Raw genomic sequence first — 18,989 nt, forward strand, 5'->3', positions numbered from 1 at the left:
GGTTCCGTCAACCCTTCATCATGTTCACGTCTTCGACCGCGATCGAGCCGCGGTTGCGGAAGAAGACGACGAGAATGGCAAGTCCGATGGCGGCTTCGGCCGCCGCGACCGTCAGCACGAACAGCGCGAACACCTGGCCGACCAGATCGCCGAGTGCTGCCGAAAAGGCGACGAAATTGATGTTGACCGCCAGCAGGATCAGCTCGACCGACATCAGGATGACGATGACGTTCTTGCGGTTCAGGAAGATGCCGAACACGCCGAGCGTGAACAGAACAGCCGATACGGTCAGATAATGTGCGATGCCGACAACCATCTCAGAGTCCCTCGCCTGTCTTGACCTTGCGGATTTCCATGCCGGTCGCCGGTGTGCGGCCGACCTGGGCTGCGATCGATTGCCGCTTGACGCCTGGCTTGTGGCGCAGCGTCAGCACGATGGCGCCGATCATGGCGACCAGCAGCACGAGGCCCGAAATCTGGAAGTAGTAGAGGTAGTCCGTATAGAGGATGTCGCCGAGCGCGGCGGTATTGGTCCGCGTGGCAAGATCCGGAATGGGCTTGGAGACCGTCGAAGCGAGCTGCGGCGCGAAGGTGTAGCCGCCGAGAACCACGATCAGCTCCGCCGCCAGGATCAGCCCGACCAGCGCGCCGATCGGCGCATATTGCAGGGCGCCGCTCTTCAGTTCGGCGAAATCGACGTCGAGCATCATGACGACGAACAGGAACAGAACCATCACCGCGCCGACATAGACGACGAGCAGGATCATCGCCAGGAACTCGGCGCCGGTCAGCATGAACAGGCCGGCGGCGTTGAAGAAGGTCAGGATCAGGAACAGCACCGAATGCACGGGGTTGCGCGACGAAATGACCATGAACGCCGATGCCACCGCGACAAAGGCGAAGAGGTAGAAAAAGGCCGCCTCTAGTCCACTCAACATTGGGGATCCCCCGGGTTCCTGTACAAACAGGACAACCGTCCTGTTTCGATGTTTGCCGCCTCAGGCCGCAAGTTTCGTTGTGTCCTTAGACGAGGCCCCTCGCCCCGTCCATGCGTCAAATATCAGCGGTAGGGCGAGTCCAGCGAGATGTTGCGCGCCAGCTCGCGCTCCCACCGGTCGCCATTCGCCAACAGCCTGTCCTTGTCGTAGTAGAGTTCCTCGCGCGTCTCCGTCGCGAACTCGAAATTCGGCCCCTCGACAATGGCGTCGACCGGGCAGGCTTCCTGGCAGAAGCCGCAATAGATGCACTTCACCATGTCGATGTCGTAGCGCACCGTGCGGCGCGTGCCGTCATTGCGGCGCGGGCCGGCCTCGATGGTGATGGCCTGCGCCGGGCAGATCGCCTCGCACAATTTGCAGGCAATGCAGCGTTCCTCGCCGTTCGGGTAACGGCGCAACGCATGCTCGCCGCGGAAGCGCGGGCTGGTTGGCCCCTTCTCGTGCGGATAGTTGATCGTCTCCTTCGGCGCGAAGAACTGGCGCATCGACAGGAAGAAGGCGCTGACGAAATCCTGCAGCAGCAGCGATTTGGCGGCTTGGGAAAGAGCGGACATCACGCAAACCCCGTGATCTTGAGGAAGGCCGCGGTGGCGACCACCATGAACAGCGAGATCGGCAGGAACACTTTCCAGCCAAGCCGCATCAATTGGTCGTAGCGGTAGCGCGGCACGAAGGCCTTCACCATGGAGATGCCGAAGAACACGAAGCAGACTTTCAGCACGAACCAGATGACGCCCGGCACCCAGGTGAACGGCGCGAAGTCGAACGGAGGCAGCCAGCCGCCGAGGAACAGGATGGTGGCCAGCGCGCACATCAGCACGATGGCGACATACTCGCCGAGGAAGAACAAAAGGAACGGCGTCGACGAATATTCGACCATGTGGCCGGCGACCAGTTCCGATTCGGCTTCCACCAGATCGAAAGGCGGGCGGTTCGTCTCGGCCAGCGCCGAGATGAAGAAGATGATGAACATCGGGAACAGCGCCAGCCAGTTCCAGTCGAGGAAGGTGTTGGGCAGGCCAAGCCGCGTACCAATTCCATCATGCTGGGACAGCACGATATCGGTGAGGTTGAGCGAGCCAGCGGTGAGCAGAACGGTGACGATGACGAAGCCGATCGAAACTTCGTAGGACACCATCTGCGCGGCCGAGCGCAGCGCGCCGAGGAACGGATATTTCGAGTTCGACGCCCAGCCGCCCATGATCACGCCGTAGACCTCGAGCGAGGAGATGGCGAAGACATAGAGGATGCCGACATTGACGTTGGCGATTGCCCAGCCGTGGCTGACCGGGATGACCGCCCAGGCCGAGATCGCCAGCACGGCCGACACCAGCGGCGCCAAAAGAAACACGCCCTTGTTGGCGCCGGACGGGATGACCGGCTCCTTGAAGACGAACTTCAACAGATCGGCGAAAGCCTGCAGCGTGCCCCAGGGGCCGACGACGTTCGGGCCACGGCGCAATTGCACCGCCGCCCAGATCTTGCGGTCGGCGTAGAGGATGTAGGCGACGAAGATCAAAAGAACGACGATCAGCACGACTGACTTCAACAGGATCAGCAGCGCCGGCAGCACGTAGAAGGAGAAGAAAGTGTCCATGCTTATTCCGCCGCCTGCTTGAAGCCGCTCTTGGCCAGTGCCGAGCATTCCGCCATCACGGCCGATGCCCGCGCGATCGGGTTGGTCAGGTAGAAATCCTTCACCGGCGAGGTGAAGGTGCCCTTATTCAGCCGTCCGCCGAGCTTCGCCACCTCGGCGATATCCTCGGCATTGCCGGCCGCGACCTGGTCGATACGGGCCAGATGCGGGTATTCGCCATAAAGCTTGGCGCGCAGCTGCGGCAGCGAATCGAACGGCAGTTTCTTGCCCAGCACATCCGACAGCGCCCTTAGGATCGCCCAGTCCTCGCGCGCCTCGCCCGGCGCGAAGCCGGCGCGGTTGGTCTGCTGCACACGCCCTTCGGTGTTGACATAGGTGGCCGATTTTTCCGTGTAGGCGGCCGCCGGCAGGATGACATTGGCGCGGTGCGCGCCCTGGTCGCCATGCGTGCCGATATAGACGACGAAGGCGCCGCCGGTCTTGGCCATGTCGATCTCGTCGGCGCCGAGCAGGAACAGGAGCTCCATTTCGCCCAGCATGCCGGCAACGTTTCTGCCGCCCTCGCCCGGCACGAAGCCGAGATCGAGACCGCCGACGCGCCCGGCCGCATTGTGCAGCACGGCAAAGCCGTTCCAGTCTGCGCGGGCAGCGTTGACGGCGGCCGCGAGCTTGGCCGCCTGGCCGAGCACGGCCGCGCCATCGGCACGCGCCAGCGCGCCCTGTCCCACGATGATCAGCGGGTGCGTCGCCTTCTTCAGCGTCTGGAAGAACTTGCCGTTTCCGTCAGCCAAATCCTTCAGCGAATCCGGCCCGGCGCCCAGCTGTTCGTAGTCGTAGCGGGTATCGCCGACATCGCCGATGACGCCGACCGGCAGATTGCCGGTCCGCCAGCGCTTGCGGATACGGGCATTGAGCACCGAGGCTTCATAGCGTGGGTTGGCGCCGATGATCAGCACCGCATCGGCCTGCTCGATGCCTTCGATGGTCGGGTTGAAGATGTAGCTCGCGCGGCCGAGCGCCGGATCGAGTGCGGCGCCATCCTGGCGGCAATCGGTATTCTTCGAGCCGAGCGAAGCCATCAGCAGCTTGAGCGCATAGGTTTCTTCGACGGCGGCGAGATCGCCCGCGATAGCGCCGATCTTTTCGGGCGCCGTCTTCGACACCGCGTCCTTGATCGCGGCGAAGGCCTCGGCCCAGCTGGCGGCAACCAGCCTGCCGTCCGTGCGCACATAGGGGCGGTCGAGACGCTGCGTGCGCAGGCCGTCCCAGATGAAGCGGGTCTTGTCGGAGATCCACTCCTCGTTCACCGCCTCGTTGACGCGCGGCAGGATGCGCATCACTTCGCGGCCCCGGCTATCGACGCGGATCGCCGAGCCGACCGCATCCATCACGTCGATGGATTCGGTCTTGGTCAGCTCCCACGGCCGCGCCTGGAAGGCGAATGGCTTCGAGGTCAGCGCGCCGACCGGGCAAAGGTCGATGACATTGCCCTGCAGCTCCGAGGTCATCGCCTGTTCGAGATAGGTGGTGATCTCGGCATCCTCGCCACGGCCGATCAGGCCCAGTTCGGAAATGCCGGCGACTTCGGTGGTGAAGCGGACGCAGCGCGTGCAGTGGATGCAGCGGTTCATCACCGTCTTCACCAGCGGTCCGATGTATTTGTCTTCGACCGCGCGCTTGTTCTCATGATAGCGCGAGGAATCGACGCCGAAGGCCATTGCCTGGTCCTGCAGGTCGCATTCGCCGCCCTGGTCGCAGATCGGGCAATCCAGCGGATGGTTGATCAGCAGGAACTCCATCACGCCTTCCCTGGCCTTCTTGACCATCGGCGTGTTGGTGAAGATTTCCGGTGCCTCGCCATTCGGGCCGGGACGCAGGTCGCGCACGTTCATGGCGCAGGAGGCCTGCGGCTTGGGCGGCCCGCCCTTCACCTCGATCAGGCACATGCGGCAATTGCCGGCGATCGACAGCCGCTCATGGAAGCAGAAGCGCGGCACTTCCGCGCCAGCGTCTTCCGCCGCCTGCAGCAGCGTGTAGTGGTCGGGTACAGTGATCTCTTTCCCGTCGACCTTGAGCTTTGCCATTCGCCTCAAACCCCTGCGGAGTTCCCGCAATCTCTTTTTCCGGACGCGGTCGAGACCACGTCGGGCACTTCATTCACTTCTTGACGGCGAGCGCCGCCGCTTGAGCTGTCCAATCGTCGCGGCCGATGCGGCCGCCGAGCGACAGATAGTCCTCGACCCAGGCAACCTCTTGCGGCGTCCATGCCGCGATCTGGGCATACGTCCAGATGCCGAGGCCGTTGAGAACCTTTTCCAGCTTGGGCCCGATGCCCGATATCGCCTTGAGATCCGCCGGTTTCGCCGGCTTCTCCACGGCCTTGGGCTGCCTGAAATCCTCGGGCAACAGCGCATCGCCGACGCCGCTTGTTGCTGGAGCGGCGTTTGCGGCCGGCACGGCAGTTGCGGCTTCCTTGGCGGCAATATCGGTGACCTCCCTGGCGAAGGACTGCGCCTCGGCGATCATGGTTTTCGCCGTCGCCCGCGCCTTGGTGGAGGAAGAGTTCGGATCATCGAACTGCGCGACGCGCGCCTCGAAATCATCGACGATCGGCTGCAGCAGCCGTTGCGAGGCTTCTGCCGCACCTGAAAACGCGCCCAGCCAGACGCCGAAAGCATGATTGGCAAGCCCGAGGCCAAGCGCCGACATCGCCGCCGCACCCGCCACAGGATGCACGAAAAGGTTGACGGCACTGGCCATCTCCTTCGGCATCATCCTGGTCAAGTCCTGGTTCATCTTGTCGATCTGGTCCAAATTGGGCATCAGCGGGTTCGAATACGGCGCCATAGAGTTCTCCTGGTCGTTTCGTCGTTCGCCCGCCCTTCGCTGCGGACTTTCGTCCGCGTAAAACGTTCTTCTATTCCGCCGCCACCATCACAGGCTCGGCCCGGTGCGCATTGCGCGAAAACTCGTCGATGCGCCGCTCCACTTCGCCGCGGAAATGCCGCATCAGGCCCTGGATCGGCCATGCCGCCGCGTCGCCCAGCGCGCAGATCGTATGGCCTTCGATCTGCTTGGTGACGTCGAGCAGCATATCGATCTCGCGCTTCTGCGCCTCGCCGCGCACCAGCCGTTCCATCACCCGCCACATCCAGCCGGTGCCTTCGCGGCATGGCGTGCACTGGCCGCAGCTCTCGTGCTTGTAGAAGTAGGAAAGCCGCGCGATCGCCTTCACGACATCGGTCGACTTGTCCATGACGATGACAGCCGCGGTTCCAAGGCCGGATTTGAGGTCGCGCAGCGCGTCGAAATCCATCGGCGCGTCGATGATCTGCTCGGCCGGCACTAGCGGCACCGAAGCGCCGCCCGGTATGACCGCCAAAAGATTGTCCCAGCCGCCGCGAATGCCGCCGCAATGCGTCTCGATCAGTTCGCGGAACGGGATCGACATCGCCTCTTCGACCGTGCACGGATTGTTGACATGGCCGGAGATGCAAAACAGCTTGGTGCCGACATTGTTCGGCCGGCCGAAGGACGAGAACCAGGCCGCACCGCGGCGCAGGATGGTCGGCGCAACCGCGATCGATTCGACATTGTTGACCGTGGTCGGGCAGCCATAGAGGCCGACATTGGCCGGGAATGGCGGCTTCAGCCGCGGCTGGCCCTTCTTGCCTTCGAGGCTTTCGAGAAGTGCAGTCTCCTCGCCGCAGATATAGGCGCCGGCGCCGTGGTGCATGTAGATGTCGAAATCGTAGCCGGACGTGTTGTTCTTGCCGATCAGCTTGGCCTCATAGGCCTCCTCGATCGCGCGCTGCAGCGCCTCGCGCTCGCGGATGAACTCGCCGCGCACATAGATGTAGGCGGCAACCGCACCCATGGCGAAACCGGCAAGCAGCGCGCCCTCGACCAGCGTGTGCGGGTCGTTGCGCAGGATGTCGCGGTCCTTGCAGGTGCCGGGCTCGGATTCGTCGGCGTTGATCACGAGATAGCTCGGCCGGCCATCGCTCTGCTTGGGCATGAACGACCATTTGAGGCCGGTCGGGAAGCCGGCGCCGCCACGGCCGCGCAGGCCCGACGCCTTCATCTCGTTGACGATCCACTCGCGGCCCTTGGCGACGATGCCGGGCGTGTTATCCCAGGCGCCGCGCGCCATCGCGCCGGCCAAGGACTTGTCGAACAGGCCGTAAATATTGGTGAAGATGCGGTCTTTATCCCCGAGCATTTTTCGTCCCTCAGACCGGCTTCTTGCCGAAGACGCGGATGTATTCGGCGACGCCACCCTTGGCGAGCGCCTTGGCCTGCTTGACCCAGTCGTCGCGATCGATGCGGCCCTGGAAAGAGAGATAGCCATCCACCCACTCGCGTTCGGCCTTCTTCCACGACGCGACCTGCGCGAAGGTAAAGATGCCCAGCGTATGCAGGATGCCCTCGATCTTGGGGCCGACGCCGGAGATCAGTTTGAGGTCATCGACCTGTGCCGGCCTGTCGATGCCGGCCGGGCAGTTCTTGTCCCCGAGCGACGGTTTGGCCGGCTTGGCGGCCGGTACCTTGACCTCTGGCGCCTTGAAGGCGGAGGCCGGCTCGGCCTTGGTGATGGGGCCACTGCGCTGCTTGGAAACCTGCTCGACTTTGGAGTCTGCCTTGTTGGCATTGGCGGCCGAATGCAGTGGAGCGGCAACACTCGCCGCCTTTTCAGCCGCCGGCGCGACCTTGGTTTTTGAAGGCGTCTTCAGCGCCGGGCTGGTTTCAGGGGCGTCGGTCTTCGGCTTGCTGGTGTTGGACGGTGCGACAGGGGCCGCGGCCGGCGCCGGCACCGGCGCTGCGACGATCGCGTCGGGTGCCGCCCTGGCGGCCTTGGCCGCCTCCCTGGCTTCCCTGTCGCGGGTCGACTTGAGGATCGCCTTTTCGCTCTTCAGCGTGGTGAGGCCGGAGGCCGGCTCCGAGCCGGTGCGGCCATTCTGCGGCCCCGGTTCCACCGCAGCACCCTTGCCGGCGTCATAGAGATCGATGATTTCAGCCAGGCGTTCCGGCGTCAGATCCTCGAACGTGTCCTTGAAGATCATCACCATCGGCGCGTTGACGCAGGCACCGAGGCATTCCACCTCTTCCCAAGACAAGGTTCCCTTGTCGTTGGTGTGGAACTGGTCGTGATGGATTTTGGAGCGGCAGACATCCATCAGCGCTTCCGAACCGCGCAGCATGCAGGGCGTGGTGCCGCAGACCTGGATGTGCGCACGCGTGCCGACCGGATTCAACTGGTACTGCGTGTAGAAGGTCGCGACTTCCAGCCCGCGGATGCGGGGCATGCCGAGCATGTCGGAGATCGTCTCGATCGCCGCCTTCGTCACCCAGCCTTCCTGCTCCTGTGCTATCATCAGAAGCGGGATGATGGCCGACTGTTCACGGCCCTTCGGGTACTTCTTGATCCATTGCTTCGCAGCCGCGGCATTCGCCCGGTTGAAGGCGAAGGATGCTGGCTGGACGCTGGCTTCTGCGAGACGGCGGACTGACATTTAGCGATCGACCTCACCAAACACGATGTCGAGGGAGCCGAGAACGGCGGTGACGTCGGCCAGCATGTGGCCGCGGCAGAGGAAATCCATCGCCTGCAGATGCGCGAAACCCGGCGCGCGCAGCTTGCAGCGGTAGGGCTTGTTGGAGCCGTCGGAGACCAGATAGACGCCGAATTCGCCCTTCGGCGCCTCGACGGCGGCGTAAACCTCGCCGGCCGGCACGCGATAACCCTCGGTGTAGAGCTTGAAGTGATGGATCAGCGCTTCCATCGAGCGCTTCATCGCCTGGCGCTTGGGCGGCACCACCTTGCCATCGAGGTTCGACACCGGGCCGGTGCTCTCCTTGCCGAGCAAAAGGTCGACGCACTGGCGCATGATCTTCGCCGACTGGCGCATTTCTTCCATGCGCACGAGGTAGCGGTCGAAGCAGTCGCCGTTCTTGCCGATCGGAATGTCGAAATCCATCTCCGAATAGCATTCATAGGGTTGCGACTTGCGCAGGTCCCAGGCTGCACCCGAGCCACGCACCATCACGCCCGAAAAACCCCAGGCCCAGGCATCCGCCAGCGAGACGATGCCGATATCGACGTTGCGCTGCTTGAAGATGCGGTTGCCGGTCAGCAGCCGGTCGAGGTCGTCGATCGACTTCAGGAACGGGTCGATCCACTTGCCGATGTCCTCGACCAGTTGACGCGGCAGGTCCTGATGGACGCCGCCGGGCCGAAAATAAGCGGCATGCATGCGCGAACCGGAGGCGCGCTCATAGAACACCATCAGCTTTTCGCGTTCGACGAAGCCCCACAGCGGCGGCGTCAGCGCACCGACGTCCATCGCCTGCGTCGTCACATTGAGGATGTGCGACATGATGCGACCGATCTCGCTGTAGAGAACGCGGATCACCTGGCCACGCTTCGGCACCTCGATGCCGAGCAGACGCTCGGCGGCCAGCGCAAAGGCATGTTCCTGGTTCATCGGCGCGCAATAGTCGAGCCGGTCGAGATAGGGCACCGCCTGCAGATAGGTTTTGGCTTCGATCAGCTTTTCGGTACCGCGATGCAGCAGTCCGATATGCGGATCGACGCGATCGACGACTTCGCCGTCCAGCTCCAGCACAAGGCGCAAAACGCCGTGCGCCGCGGGGTGTTGCGGGCCGAAATTGATGTTGAAGTTGCGGACGGAGGTTTCAGCCATTTACTGCTTTGCCTTCTCGTCACCCGGCAGCACGTAATCCGTACCTTCCCACGGGGACAGAAAATCGAAATTGCGAAATTCCTGCTTGAGCTCGACCGGCTCATAGATAACGCGCTTGGCCTCGTCGTCGTAGCGCACCTCGACGAAGCCGGTCAGCGGGAAATCCTTGCGCAAGGGATGGCCTTCGAAGCCATAGTCGGTCAGCAGGCGGCGCAGGTCGGGATGGCCCGAGAACAAAACGCCGTAGAGATCGTACGTCTCGCGTTCGAACCAGTCGGCGCCGGGATAGACGCCGGTGATCGACGGCACCATGGTTTCCTCGTCGGCCTGCACCTTGACGCGGACGCGCACATTCTGCTTCGGCGACAACAGGTGATAGACGACGTCGAAACGCTTGGCCCGCGACGGATAGTCGGCGCCGCAGACATCGATGATCGAGATGAACTGGCAGCGCGCATCGTCGCGCAGGAAGGTCATCACCTCGACCAGATCGCGCGGCTCGACATGGATGGTGAGTTCGCCATAGGCGATATCAGCCTCGTTCACGCGGCCGATCAGCTTCTCGCCGAGATAGGTCGACAGTTCGCTCAGGGATGCGGTCATGGATTTACCGTTCGATCGTGCCGGTGCGGCGGATCTTCTTCTGCAAGAGAAGAATGCCGTAGAGCAGCGCTTCGGCGCTCGGCGGACAGCCGGGCACATAGATGTCGACCGGCACGATGCGGTCGCAGCCGCGCACCACCGAATAGGAATAGTGGTAATAGCCGCCGCCATTGGCGCAGGAGCCCATCGAGATGACGTAGCGCGGCTCCGGCATCTGGTCGTAGACCTTGCGCAGCGCCGGCGCCATCTTGTTGGTCAGCGTGCCGGCGACGATCATGATGTCGGACTGGCGCGGAGACGCGCGTGGCGCGACACCGAACCGCTCCGAATCATAGCGCGGCATCGAGGTGTGGATCATCTCGACCGCGCAGCAGGCGAGGCCGAACGTCATGAACATCAGCGACCCGCTGCGCGCCCAGGTGATGAGCGCCTCGGTCGAAGTGACCAGAAAGCCCTTGTCGGCCAACTCGTTGTTGATCTCGAGGAAGAAGGGATCGTCCTCCCCCACCGGCCTGCCGGTGTTGGGATCGATGATGCCCTTGGGCTTCGGCGCGACGAGGGTGCCTGAACTGTCGTTCAATCCCATTCCAGCGCTCCTTTTTTCCATTCATAGGCAAAGCCGATGGTCAGCACCGCCAAAAAAACCATCATCGACCAGAAACCGAGCATTCCGATCTTCGAAAACGACACCGCCCACGGAAACAGGAAGGCTACTTCCAGGTCGAAGATGATGAACAGGATCGACACCAGGTAGAAACGGATGTCGAACTTCATGCGGGCGTCGTCGAACGAGTTGAAACCGCACTCGTAGGCGGAAAGCTTTTCGGGATCGGGATTGCGGTAGGCCACCAGGAAGGGCGCGGCCAGCAGCGCCAGGCCGACAACCAGCGCCACGCCTATGAACAGGACGATGGGCAGGTATGAGCTCAAGAGTGCGTTCATGCTCGGCTTTCCGTTGGCGCCAATCCACGTTGATTACAGCACCGGACCCTAATGCGGAAGCGTGACAGTTTAACCGCTGAACCGTTTTAAGGGCCTATGCTGCAACGCGGCGAGGGTTAGCGCAGCACTTCCAGCGAAGCAAGTCAAACCTTGTTCAAAACATCGACCTGGATGGCATATCGCGGCAAACTGGTCCGATCCGCTCCTGTTTGATTTCCTTCGCTTTTTACTCCACTTTTCTCTCCTGACATGGATGCCGCCAAAACCCTGCTAGCATGGGTTGGAATCAGCCATTCGACCCTCGGTCAAAACACGTCAAAGTGATACCTGCATGAAGGAAAAGATCTCGCTCCCGATGGCCCGGCGCATCGCCCTTGCCGCCCAAGGGTTCCTCGATCCTCGCCCGACCGGCACGCCCGACCGCCGGCATTTTGCCCGCACCCTCTCCCGCACCGGCCTGTTGCAGATCGATTCCGTCAGCGCGGTGGTGCGCGCTCATTATATGCCGCTCTATTCGCGCCTTGGCCCCTACCCGTTCTCGCTGCTCGACAACGCGGCTGTGACGCGCAAGCGGATGGTTTTCGAATATTGGGCGCACGAGGCCTCCTTCCTGCCGGTCGAGACATACCCGCTGATGCGCTGGCGCATGCAGCGCGCCGAGCGGGGCGAGGAAATGTATCTGGGTCTCGCCAAATGGGGCCGCGAGCACGCCGCCTACATCGAAGAGATCTACCGCGAGGTCGCCGAGCGCGGCCCGATCGCCGCTTCCGCGCTGGAGGGCCAGAAAGGTTCGGGCGGCTGGTGGGGCTGGAGCCATGCCAAACACGCCTTCGAATGGCTGTTCTGGGCCGGCCGCATCACCACGGCGCACCGCCGCGGTTTCGAGCGCTTCTATGACCTGCCCGAGCGCGTGCTGCCGCAGGCGATCCTCGACCTGCCGGTGCCGACGCCTGAGGACGCGCACCGCGAATTGCTGCGCATTTCCGCCCGCGCCCACGGCGTGGCGACTTCAAGCGATTTGCGCGACTATTTCCGCCTGTCGCCGGCAGATATGAAAGGCCGGTTGGAGGAACTGGTTGAAACGGGCGAGTTGCTGCCGGTGCGTGTCGAAGGCTGGGACAAGCCGGCCTATCTTCACCGGGACGCCCGTCTGCCGCGCAAAGTCGAGGCCCGCGCCTTGCTGGCACCCTTCGATCCGGTCGTCTTCGAGCGCTCGCGCACCGAGCGGCTGTTCGATTTCCACTACCGCATCGAGATCTACACACCTGCCGACAAGCGGCAGTATGGCTATTATGTCCTGCCGTTCCTGCTCGGCGACAGGATCGTGGCACGCGTCGACCTCAAGGCCGATCGCCCGGCCAGCATACTGCGGGTCCATGCGGCCTATGCCGAGCCCGGTGCGCCGCCTGAAACCGCTGCGGAGCTGTTCGAGGAATTGAAGCAGATGCAAGGTTGGCTCGGGCTCGAACGCATCGAAGTGACGCCTGCCGGCGATTTGGGCGCGGCGCTGGCCGACATAGCCGTGTCGTAAGCTCGCGTTGACACCGCCGCCCGCAAAAGCCTAAATCCGGTTCCAGATGGTCCCTTGCCCGCAACGGCAAGGGCTAAGAGGGAATGCGGTGCGGGGCAAAATCCCAAATCCGCGGCTGTCCCCGCAACTGTAAGCGAAGAGCCAAGGCCGAAAACCACTGGGAATTCCCGGGAAGGCGGCTACCCAAGGCGATGACTCGCGAGCCAGGAGACCTGCCGTCTGCGACTGTAGAATCCGATCGCCCGGCGGGTTTCCGGGCAAGGAGCCCGATCTTTGGACCACGACAGCAGTTTTTCGGCTGGCACAGCGGATATTTCGTCCGGCCATGATGATGCCTTGGCCGGCGTCACCATCATCGTCTGCGGCTCCTGCCGCAATGAGACCGGCTCCGACGCTCATCCCCGCGCCGGCGAGTTGCTGACGGACGACACGCGCCGCGCCGCCGCTGGCGACGATATCCGCATCCGCAGCGTCGAATGCCTTGGCAATTGCAAGCGGCGCCTCAGCGCCGCGATCCTGCGCGACGGCTGCTGGAGCTATGTCTTCGGCGACCTGACCGCGACCAGCGGCGCCGACCTCGTGACAGGCGCAAAGCTCTTCGCCACCTCGACCGACGGTCTCATTCCCTGGCGTGGCCGCCCCGATAGCCTTAAGCGCGGCCTCGTGGCCCGCATTCCACCCATCGACATGCTGAAGGATTGACCATGACCACTTCCGTATCCCGCGTTCCCTGCACCGTCGTCACTGGCTTCCTCGGCGCCGGCAAGACGACGCTGGTCCGCCATCTCCTGGAAAACGCCGGCGGCAAGCGCATCGCCATCATCGTCAACGAATTCGGCGACATCGGCATCGATGGCGAGATCCTCAAGGGATGCGGTATCGACACCTGCCCCGAGGAAAACATCGTCGAACTGGCCAATGGCTGTATCTGCTGCACCGTCGCCGATGATTTCGTCCCGGCGCTCGACCAAATCCTGTCGCTGACGCCGAAGGTCGACCATATCCTGATCGAAACCTCGGGCCTGGCACTGCCCAAGCCGCTGGTCCAGGCCTTTCAGTGGCCGAGCGTGAAAAGCCGGGTGACCGTCGATGGCGTCATCGCCGTGGTCGACGGACCGGCATTGGCCGAAGGCCGCGTCGCCAACGACATGGAGGCCCTCCAGGCGCAGCGCGCCGGGGACGAGACGCTCGACCATGACGATCCGGTGGAAGAACTGTTCGAGGACCAGATCGCCTGCGCCGACCTGATCATCCTGTCGAAGAGCGACCTGATGGACGCCGCCGGCACCGCCCGCGCCAATGCCATCATTGGCGAACACTCCGCCCGCGCGGTGAAGATCGTGCCGACCTCGCATGGCAAGGTCGATCCCTCCGTGCTGCTCGGGCTCGGTCTCGCCGTCGAGGATGACATCGAGAACCGCAAATCCCATCATGACGGCGCCTTCGACCACGAGCATGACGACTTCGACACCTTCATTGTCGACATAGCCTCGGTCGCCAATCCCGATGAACTGGCAAAACGCGTCGCCACGGTCGCAGAAGAAGAGAACGTGCTGCGTGTAAAAGGCTTCGTCGAGGTCGGCGGCAAGCCGATGCGGCTGTTGCTGCAGGCCGTCGGGCCGCGCGTCAATCATTACTATGACCGCGCCTGGACCGCGCAGGATGACCGCCGTTCGCGCCTCGTCGTCATCGGCCTGAAGGGGCTGAACCGTCCGGCGATCGAGCGTATACTCGCCGGCTGATTTCGGACACGGGTCGCGATGCACATCCTCACCACGACATCCGCCTCGCTCGACGACCTCGCCGAGCCGGTCGATCTGCGGCAGACGCCGGCGGATATCGTGGCGCTGTCCTTCACCGACAGCGACCTCGCCGGACTGGCGGCGGCGTGGAGGACCGATGCCGACCGCCTGCCCTCGATGCGGCTGGCCGCACTGCGCGACCTGCGCCATCCCATGTCCGTCGACCTCTGGGTCGACAGCGTCGCCCGCCATGCCAAGATCATCCTCGTGCGCATCCTCGGCGGCTACGACTGGTGGCGCTACGGCTGCGACCAGCTTGCCTCGACCGCCCGCGAACGCGGCATAAAACTGGCGCTGCTGCCCGGCGAATGCCGCGACGAGGATCTGCGCCTGATCGAAGCCTCGACGCTGCCGCGCCAAGAACTTGACGCTCTGCTCGACTATTTCCGCGAGGGCGGCCCGGCGAATATGGGCGCGCTGGTGCGGAAATTGGCGCGGCTGGCGGGGTCGGATGCGGAAGTTATCGGCCCGGTGGTGGTGCCGAAAGCTGGTTTTTACGTGCCTGGAAGTGGAGTTGTGGAGAAGCGGGACTTATCGAATGCTGGCGCTTACAACGTCAACGCTCCTATCATCCCCATCCTGTTCTATCGCTCGATGCTGCTGGCCGCCGATGTCGCGCCCATCGATGCGCTTGTTGAAGCGCTGCGGCAGCGCGGCATCGACCCAGTCCCGATCTTCGTCTCCAGCCTCAAGGACCCAACCTCCCTCGCCTTCGTGGAAACAGCACTGACGGCGCTGAAGCCCGCCGCCATCATCACCGCGACCGCTTTCGCCTCAGGCGCCGAACCCGGCATCGAAACGCTGTTCGACCGCGCCGGCGTGCCTGTCTTCCAGGTCATCGTCGCCACCACCCGCCGCGACATCTGGCAAAACAACCAGCGTGGCCTGGCACCCGCCGACCTCGCCATGCATGTCGTGCTGCCCGAACTCGACGGCCGCGTCCTCGCCGGCGCCATTTCCTTCAAGGGCGAGACCGAGACCGATCCCGCACTCGGCCACCGCGCCTTCGCCAACCGGCCGGAACCGGATCGCGTGGCGCAGGTCGCTGACCGCGTCGCGGCCTTCATCAAGTTGCAGGAGACGCCCCGCGCCGGGCGCAAGCTGGCGATCCTGATCCCGGATTACCCTAGCGCTCCTGGCCGCACCGGCTACGCCGTCGGCCTCGACGTGCCGTCCAGCGTGCTCGCCATGCTGCATGACCTGAAGGAGCAGGGCTATGTGATTGAGGGGATTCCGCAGACGCCGCGTGGGTTGCTGGATTTGCTGGAAGCCAGCGATACTGGATTGGCCTTAGATAACTACATTGCCTTCTCGACGGAGTTGCCGACTGCGGCAATCACTGCGGTCGAAGCCGCTTGGGGCAAAGCGGAAGACGAAACAGGTTTGCGCGGAAGCTTCCCCTTCCGCGCCGCCACCTTCGGCAACGTCACCATCGCCCTCGCCCCCGACCGCGGCCGCTCCGTCGACCGCCGCGCCGACTACCACGACCCGACGCTGCCCCCGCGCCATGCGCTGATCGCCTTCGGCCTCTGGCTGCGCAAGTCGCTCGGCGTCCACGCGCTGGTCCATGTCGGCGCCCATGGCACGCTTGAATGGCTGCCGGGCAAAACCGTTGCTCTGTCGGAAAACTGCTTTCCGGAGATCGTCACCGGCCCCCTGCCCGTCATCTATCCCTTCATCGTCTCGAACCCGGGCGAAGCGGCGCAGGCCAAGCGGCGCATTGCCGCCGTCACCCTTGGCCATTTGCCGCCACCGCTGACCGGCGCCGGGCTGGACGAAAACCAGCATAAGCTCGAGCGGCTGGTCGATGAATATGCCCAGGCCGACGGGCTCGACCGTCGCCGCCGTGACCGACTGGCGAAACTGATCGTCGACACCGCGCAAAAAACCGGCCTCGCCACCGAAGCCGGCGTCGCGAGAACCGATGCACCGGACGAGGCGCTGCGCCGCATCGACGCCTGGCTTTGCGATCTCAAGGATTTTGCCATCAAGGACGGGCTGCATATCTATGGCCGCGCTCCGGAGGATGAGCCCGACGCCATGCGGCGACAAAGCGCTGAAGCCGAGAAGACGGCGCTGCTTGCCGCGCTCGATGGCGGCCACGTCAAGGCCGGTCCGGCGGGCGCGCCTGCGCGCGGCCGCTCGGACGTCTTGCCCACCGGCCGCAATCTGTTCACCTCGGACCCGCGCACCATGCCGACGCCGACCGCCTATGATCTGGGCAGGGCCGCGGCGGAGGAAGTCGTGCGCGGCTACATGCAGTCGCATGGCGACTGGCCACGCTCGCTGGTCATCGATCTCTGGGGCTCGGCATCGCTGCGCACCGGCGGCGAGGAGATCGCTCAAGGCCTGGCGCTGATGGGCTGCCGGCCGCAATGGGATTTGGCCACCGGCCGCATCACCGGCATCGAAGTGCTGCCGCCGGCCACGCTCGGAAGGCCACGCGTCGATGTCACATGGCGCATATCAGGCCTGTTCCGCGACATGTTCCCGACCCAGATCGCGCTGATCGATGCCGCAGCCAACGCGGTTGCCGCGCGCGACGAGGACGATTCGGAAAACCCGCTCGCGGCCAAAACCCGCGCCGACGGCAAGATCAGCCCGCGCATTTTCGGCACCTCGCCCGGCACCTATGGCGCCGGCGTCGAGGATCTCATGTCCTCCGGCAACTGGAGCGCGCGCGACGAAATCGGCCGCGCCTATCTCGACGCTACATCGCACGCCTATGGCGGCGCCGGGGGCGAAGGCATCTCCGCGCCCGGCGTTTTCGAGGGCCGCATCGCCGAAGCCGATCTTCTCGTCCACACCGGCGACGACCCCGGCCGCGACATCCTCGAGGGCTCCGCCGATGTCGCTTTCATCGGCGGCTTTTCCGCAGCACTTGCGGCGCTCGGCAGGAATGCCGACGTCATCGTGCTCGACACCACGGACCCGCAAGAGCCGAAGCCACGCTCGATCAGTGAGGCCGTAGCGCGTGTCGTGCGTGCTCGCGCCGTTAATGCCCGTTTCATCGCTGGCCAGATGCGGCACGGCCCGCGCGGTGCCTCCGAATTCGCCGAAACCGTCGACCGGCTGGTCGGCTTCGCCGAAACCACGCACGCCATTTCGGGAACGCTGATCGAGGCGGTTCATGATGCCTATCTAGGCGATCCCATGGTCCGCGCCTTCATCCTGCGCGAAAACCCAGCCGCCGCAAAAATCATCGCCGAGCGCTTCCTGTCGGCGCGCCGGCGCGGCCTGTGGCATCCCCTGCGCAATTCCATCGACGGCGATTTGACGGCCCTGATTGCCGAAGCAGAAGCGCTTGGGGTGGCGGCATGAACGCCTTCTCGCGCCGCGGCGCCTGTCCGGCTTTGTCGGCGCCGATGCAAACCGGCGACGGCCTGCTGGTGCGGCTCAACCCGGTCGCTGGGGGGATGTCGCCAGAGTCGTTGATCGGACTAGCCGAATCCGCCTTGCGGCACGGCAATGGCATCATGGAAGTCACCGCGCGCGGCAGTTTGCAGATACGCGGGCTGACGGCGCAAAGTGCTGCGCTGCTGGCGGCGGAGGTCGATGCGCTTGATATCGCGGTGCGCACCGGCGTGCCGGTCGAGACCGGGCCGCTGGCAGGCATTGATCCGCAAGAGATTGCCGATCCCCGGCCGCTGGCTGAACGTATCAGGGCTGCGATCGAAGAAGCTGGGCTCGTACAGCGCCTAGGACCGAAGGTGTCGGTCGTTGTGGACGGCTGCGGGCAACTCACCATGGATGCGGTCACGGCCGACGTGCGGCTTGCTGCAACGCGCACCGATGCGGGAGTTCGGTGGCGGGTGTCTGTCGCGGGTGACGGGAGGAATGCGAGGCCGCTGGCGTTTGCCGATCAAGGTGCGGCGCGCGATATTGCCGTTGCAGCTCTAAGAATGGTTGCAGAGAAAGGCCGCGAGGCCCACGCAAGGGATTTATCGGAGAGGCAATTAGTGTCTCTGGCGGGTTGGCTATGCTTGACGAGTTTGCGCGAGGCGCCCCCCTCTGTCCTGCCGGACATCTCCCCCTCAGGGGGGGAGATTGGCAGCTTCGACGCCGGCTTTTCCTTAACAGCACCGGAGATTGGCGAAACCATCGGTGACGGCGTAATCTCCCCCCTAGAGGGGGAGATGTCCGGCAGGACAGAGGGGGGCGCCTCGCGCAAACCTATCGGCTTTTTCCCCTTAGCCGGCCACGCCACCGCCCTCGGCATCGCCCTGCCCTACGGCAGCATGCCGGCGGACAACATCATCGCCCTCGCCCAACACGCCCTCACCCTCGGTACAACCGAAATCCGCCTCGCCCCCGGTCGCGCCCTGCTCTTCCTCGGTCAGCCAACCGCCGCCAACCGCCCCCTCCAGCACACAGCCGCCACCCTCGGCTTCGTCATCGCCCCCGCCGACCCGCGCACGCGCATTGCCGCTTGCCCGGGCATGCCGGCCTGCGCCTCCGGCCGCATCGCCACACGCGACATCGCCGAGACGATAGCCGCTGAAACAGCCGACATCCTCGACTTCACCCTTCACATTTCCGGCTGTGCCAAAGGCTGCGCCCACCCCGGTCCGGCAGCGATGACGATCGTCGGCGGCGAAAATGGAGCCGGACTTGTCGTGAACGCGACGGCAAAGGCCCTTCCTGCCGGCTACAGGCCGGGCTATGACGCCGCGCGCGGCATCGGCCGCGTCGCGGCGATGATCCGCAGCACACGATATCAAGGTGAAACCGCCGCCGCTTGCCTGACAAGGCTCGGGCCGGCCGGTATCGCCGAGGCCTACCGACAGGCCCAAACTGAAAAACGGAAATGAG

17 protein-coding genes and 1 riboswitch are annotated in these 18,989 nt (G+C 64.2%); of the genes, 5 read left to right on the forward strand and 12 right to left on the reverse strand.

What is annotated here, in order from left to right:
- Positions 1-7: 7 nt before the first annotated feature.
- From nuoK to LB519_RS22525, 12 genes are all read right to left on the reverse strand, one after another.
- Positions 8-316, reverse strand: a complete 309-nt coding sequence (nuoK, locus tag LB519_RS22470; protein ID WP_010910101.1) for an NADH-quinone oxidoreductase subunit NuoK — start codon at positions 314-316, stop codon at positions 8-10.
- A gap of 1 nt (position 317) precedes the next feature.
- Positions 318-938 (reverse strand): NADH-quinone oxidoreductase subunit J, encoded by a 621-nt coding sequence (locus LB519_RS22475; RefSeq protein ID WP_013531099.1) that lies wholly within the window; start codon positions 936-938, stop codon positions 318-320.
- Between the two features lie 122 nt (positions 939-1,060).
- Positions 1,061-1,552 (reverse strand): NADH-quinone oxidoreductase subunit NuoI, encoded by a 492-nt coding sequence (nuoI, locus tag LB519_RS22480; protein WP_013531098.1) that lies wholly within the window; start codon positions 1,550-1,552, stop codon positions 1,061-1,063.
- Positions 1,552-2,595, reverse strand: coding sequence for an NADH-quinone oxidoreductase subunit NuoH (nuoH, locus tag LB519_RS22485; protein WP_013531097.1), 1,044 nt, complete (start codon positions 2,593-2,595; stop codon positions 1,552-1,554). Before nuoH ends, nuoI begins: the two co-directional genes overlap by 1 nt.
- Before the next feature lie 2 nt (positions 2,596-2,597).
- Positions 2,598-4,679, reverse strand: coding sequence for an NADH-quinone oxidoreductase subunit NuoG (gene nuoG, locus LB519_RS22490; protein WP_224621238.1), 2,082 nt, complete (start codon positions 4,677-4,679; stop codon positions 2,598-2,600).
- Between the two features lie 73 nt (positions 4,680-4,752).
- A complete protein-coding gene (locus LB519_RS22495; RefSeq protein WP_027160548.1) occupies positions 4,753-5,442 on the reverse strand; it encodes an NADH-ubiquinone dehydrogenase in 690 nt (229 codons plus the stop codon).
- A gap of 70 nt (positions 5,443-5,512) precedes the next feature.
- A complete protein-coding gene (gene nuoF, locus LB519_RS22500) occupies positions 5,513-6,817 on the reverse strand; it encodes an NADH-quinone oxidoreductase subunit NuoF (RefSeq protein WP_013531094.1) in 1,305 nt (434 codons plus the stop codon).
- A 10-nt stretch (positions 6,818-6,827) separates the two neighbouring features.
- Positions 6,828-8,108, reverse strand: coding sequence for an NADH-quinone oxidoreductase subunit E (locus LB519_RS22505; protein ID WP_224621240.1), 1,281 nt, complete (start codon positions 8,106-8,108; stop codon positions 6,828-6,830).
- A complete protein-coding gene (locus tag LB519_RS22510) occupies positions 8,109-9,299 on the reverse strand; it encodes an NADH-quinone oxidoreductase subunit D (RefSeq protein WP_024501361.1) in 1,191 nt (396 codons plus the stop codon). It abuts the gene before it with no gap.
- The gene (locus LB519_RS22515) at positions 9,300-9,902 is read right to left on the reverse strand and encodes an NADH-quinone oxidoreductase subunit C (protein ID WP_013531091.1); all 603 of its coding nucleotides are present in this window, start codon (positions 9,900-9,902) and stop codon (positions 9,300-9,302) included.
- Positions 9,903-9,906: 4 nt separating this feature from the next.
- Positions 9,907-10,488, reverse strand: coding sequence for a NuoB/complex I 20 kDa subunit family protein (locus LB519_RS22520; RefSeq protein WP_013531090.1), 582 nt, complete (start codon positions 10,486-10,488; stop codon positions 9,907-9,909).
- On the reverse strand, positions 10,479-10,844 hold the full coding sequence (locus LB519_RS22525; RefSeq protein ID WP_010910112.1) for an NADH-quinone oxidoreductase subunit A: 366 nt from the start codon (positions 10,842-10,844) through the stop codon (positions 10,479-10,481). The genes LB519_RS22520 and LB519_RS22525 overlap by 10 nt, the downstream gene beginning before the upstream one ends.
- Positions 10,845-11,175: 331 nt before the next feature.
- Here LB519_RS22525 and LB519_RS22530 point away from each other — a divergent pair, with 331 nt between their 5' ends.
- The 5 genes from LB519_RS22530 to cobG all read left to right on the forward strand — a co-directional run bounded on the left by LB519_RS22530 (position 11,176) and on the right by cobG (position 18,988).
- Positions 11,176-12,375, forward strand: a complete 1,200-nt coding sequence (locus LB519_RS22530) for a winged helix-turn-helix domain-containing protein (RefSeq protein WP_224621242.1) — start codon at positions 11,176-11,178, stop codon at positions 12,373-12,375.
- A gap of 30 nt (positions 12,376-12,405) precedes the next feature.
- A riboswitch (cobalamin riboswitch) is annotated at positions 12,406-12,610 on the forward strand.
- Positions 12,611-12,648: 38 nt separating this feature from the next.
- Positions 12,649-13,077, forward strand: coding sequence for a DUF1636 family protein (locus LB519_RS22535; protein ID WP_224621245.1), 429 nt, complete (start codon positions 12,649-12,651; stop codon positions 13,075-13,077).
- 2 nt (positions 13,078-13,079) lie between these two features.
- Positions 13,080-14,117, forward strand: coding sequence for a cobalamin biosynthesis protein CobW (gene cobW / locus LB519_RS22540; RefSeq protein WP_127369892.1), 1,038 nt, complete (start codon positions 13,080-13,082; stop codon positions 14,115-14,117).
- Between the two features lie 18 nt (positions 14,118-14,135).
- Positions 14,136-17,498: a cobaltochelatase subunit CobN gene (gene cobN, locus LB519_RS22545; RefSeq protein ID WP_224621247.1), complete on the forward strand. Its 3,363-nt coding sequence runs from the start codon at positions 14,136-14,138 to the stop codon at positions 17,496-17,498.
- Positions 17,495-18,988 carry a precorrin-3B synthase gene (gene cobG, locus LB519_RS22550; RefSeq protein ID WP_224621249.1) on the forward strand — a complete coding sequence of 498 codons (1,494 nt, stop codon included), beginning with the start codon at positions 17,495-17,497 and terminating at the stop codon, positions 18,986-18,988. Before cobN ends, cobG begins: the two co-directional genes overlap by 4 nt.
- Position 18,989: the final 1 nt, after the last annotated feature.

The sequence above is a fragment of the Mesorhizobium sp. AD1-1 genome (genome assembly GCF_020164655.1).
GTDB lineage: Bacteria > Pseudomonadota > Alphaproteobacteria > Rhizobiales > Rhizobiaceae > Mesorhizobium > Mesorhizobium ciceri.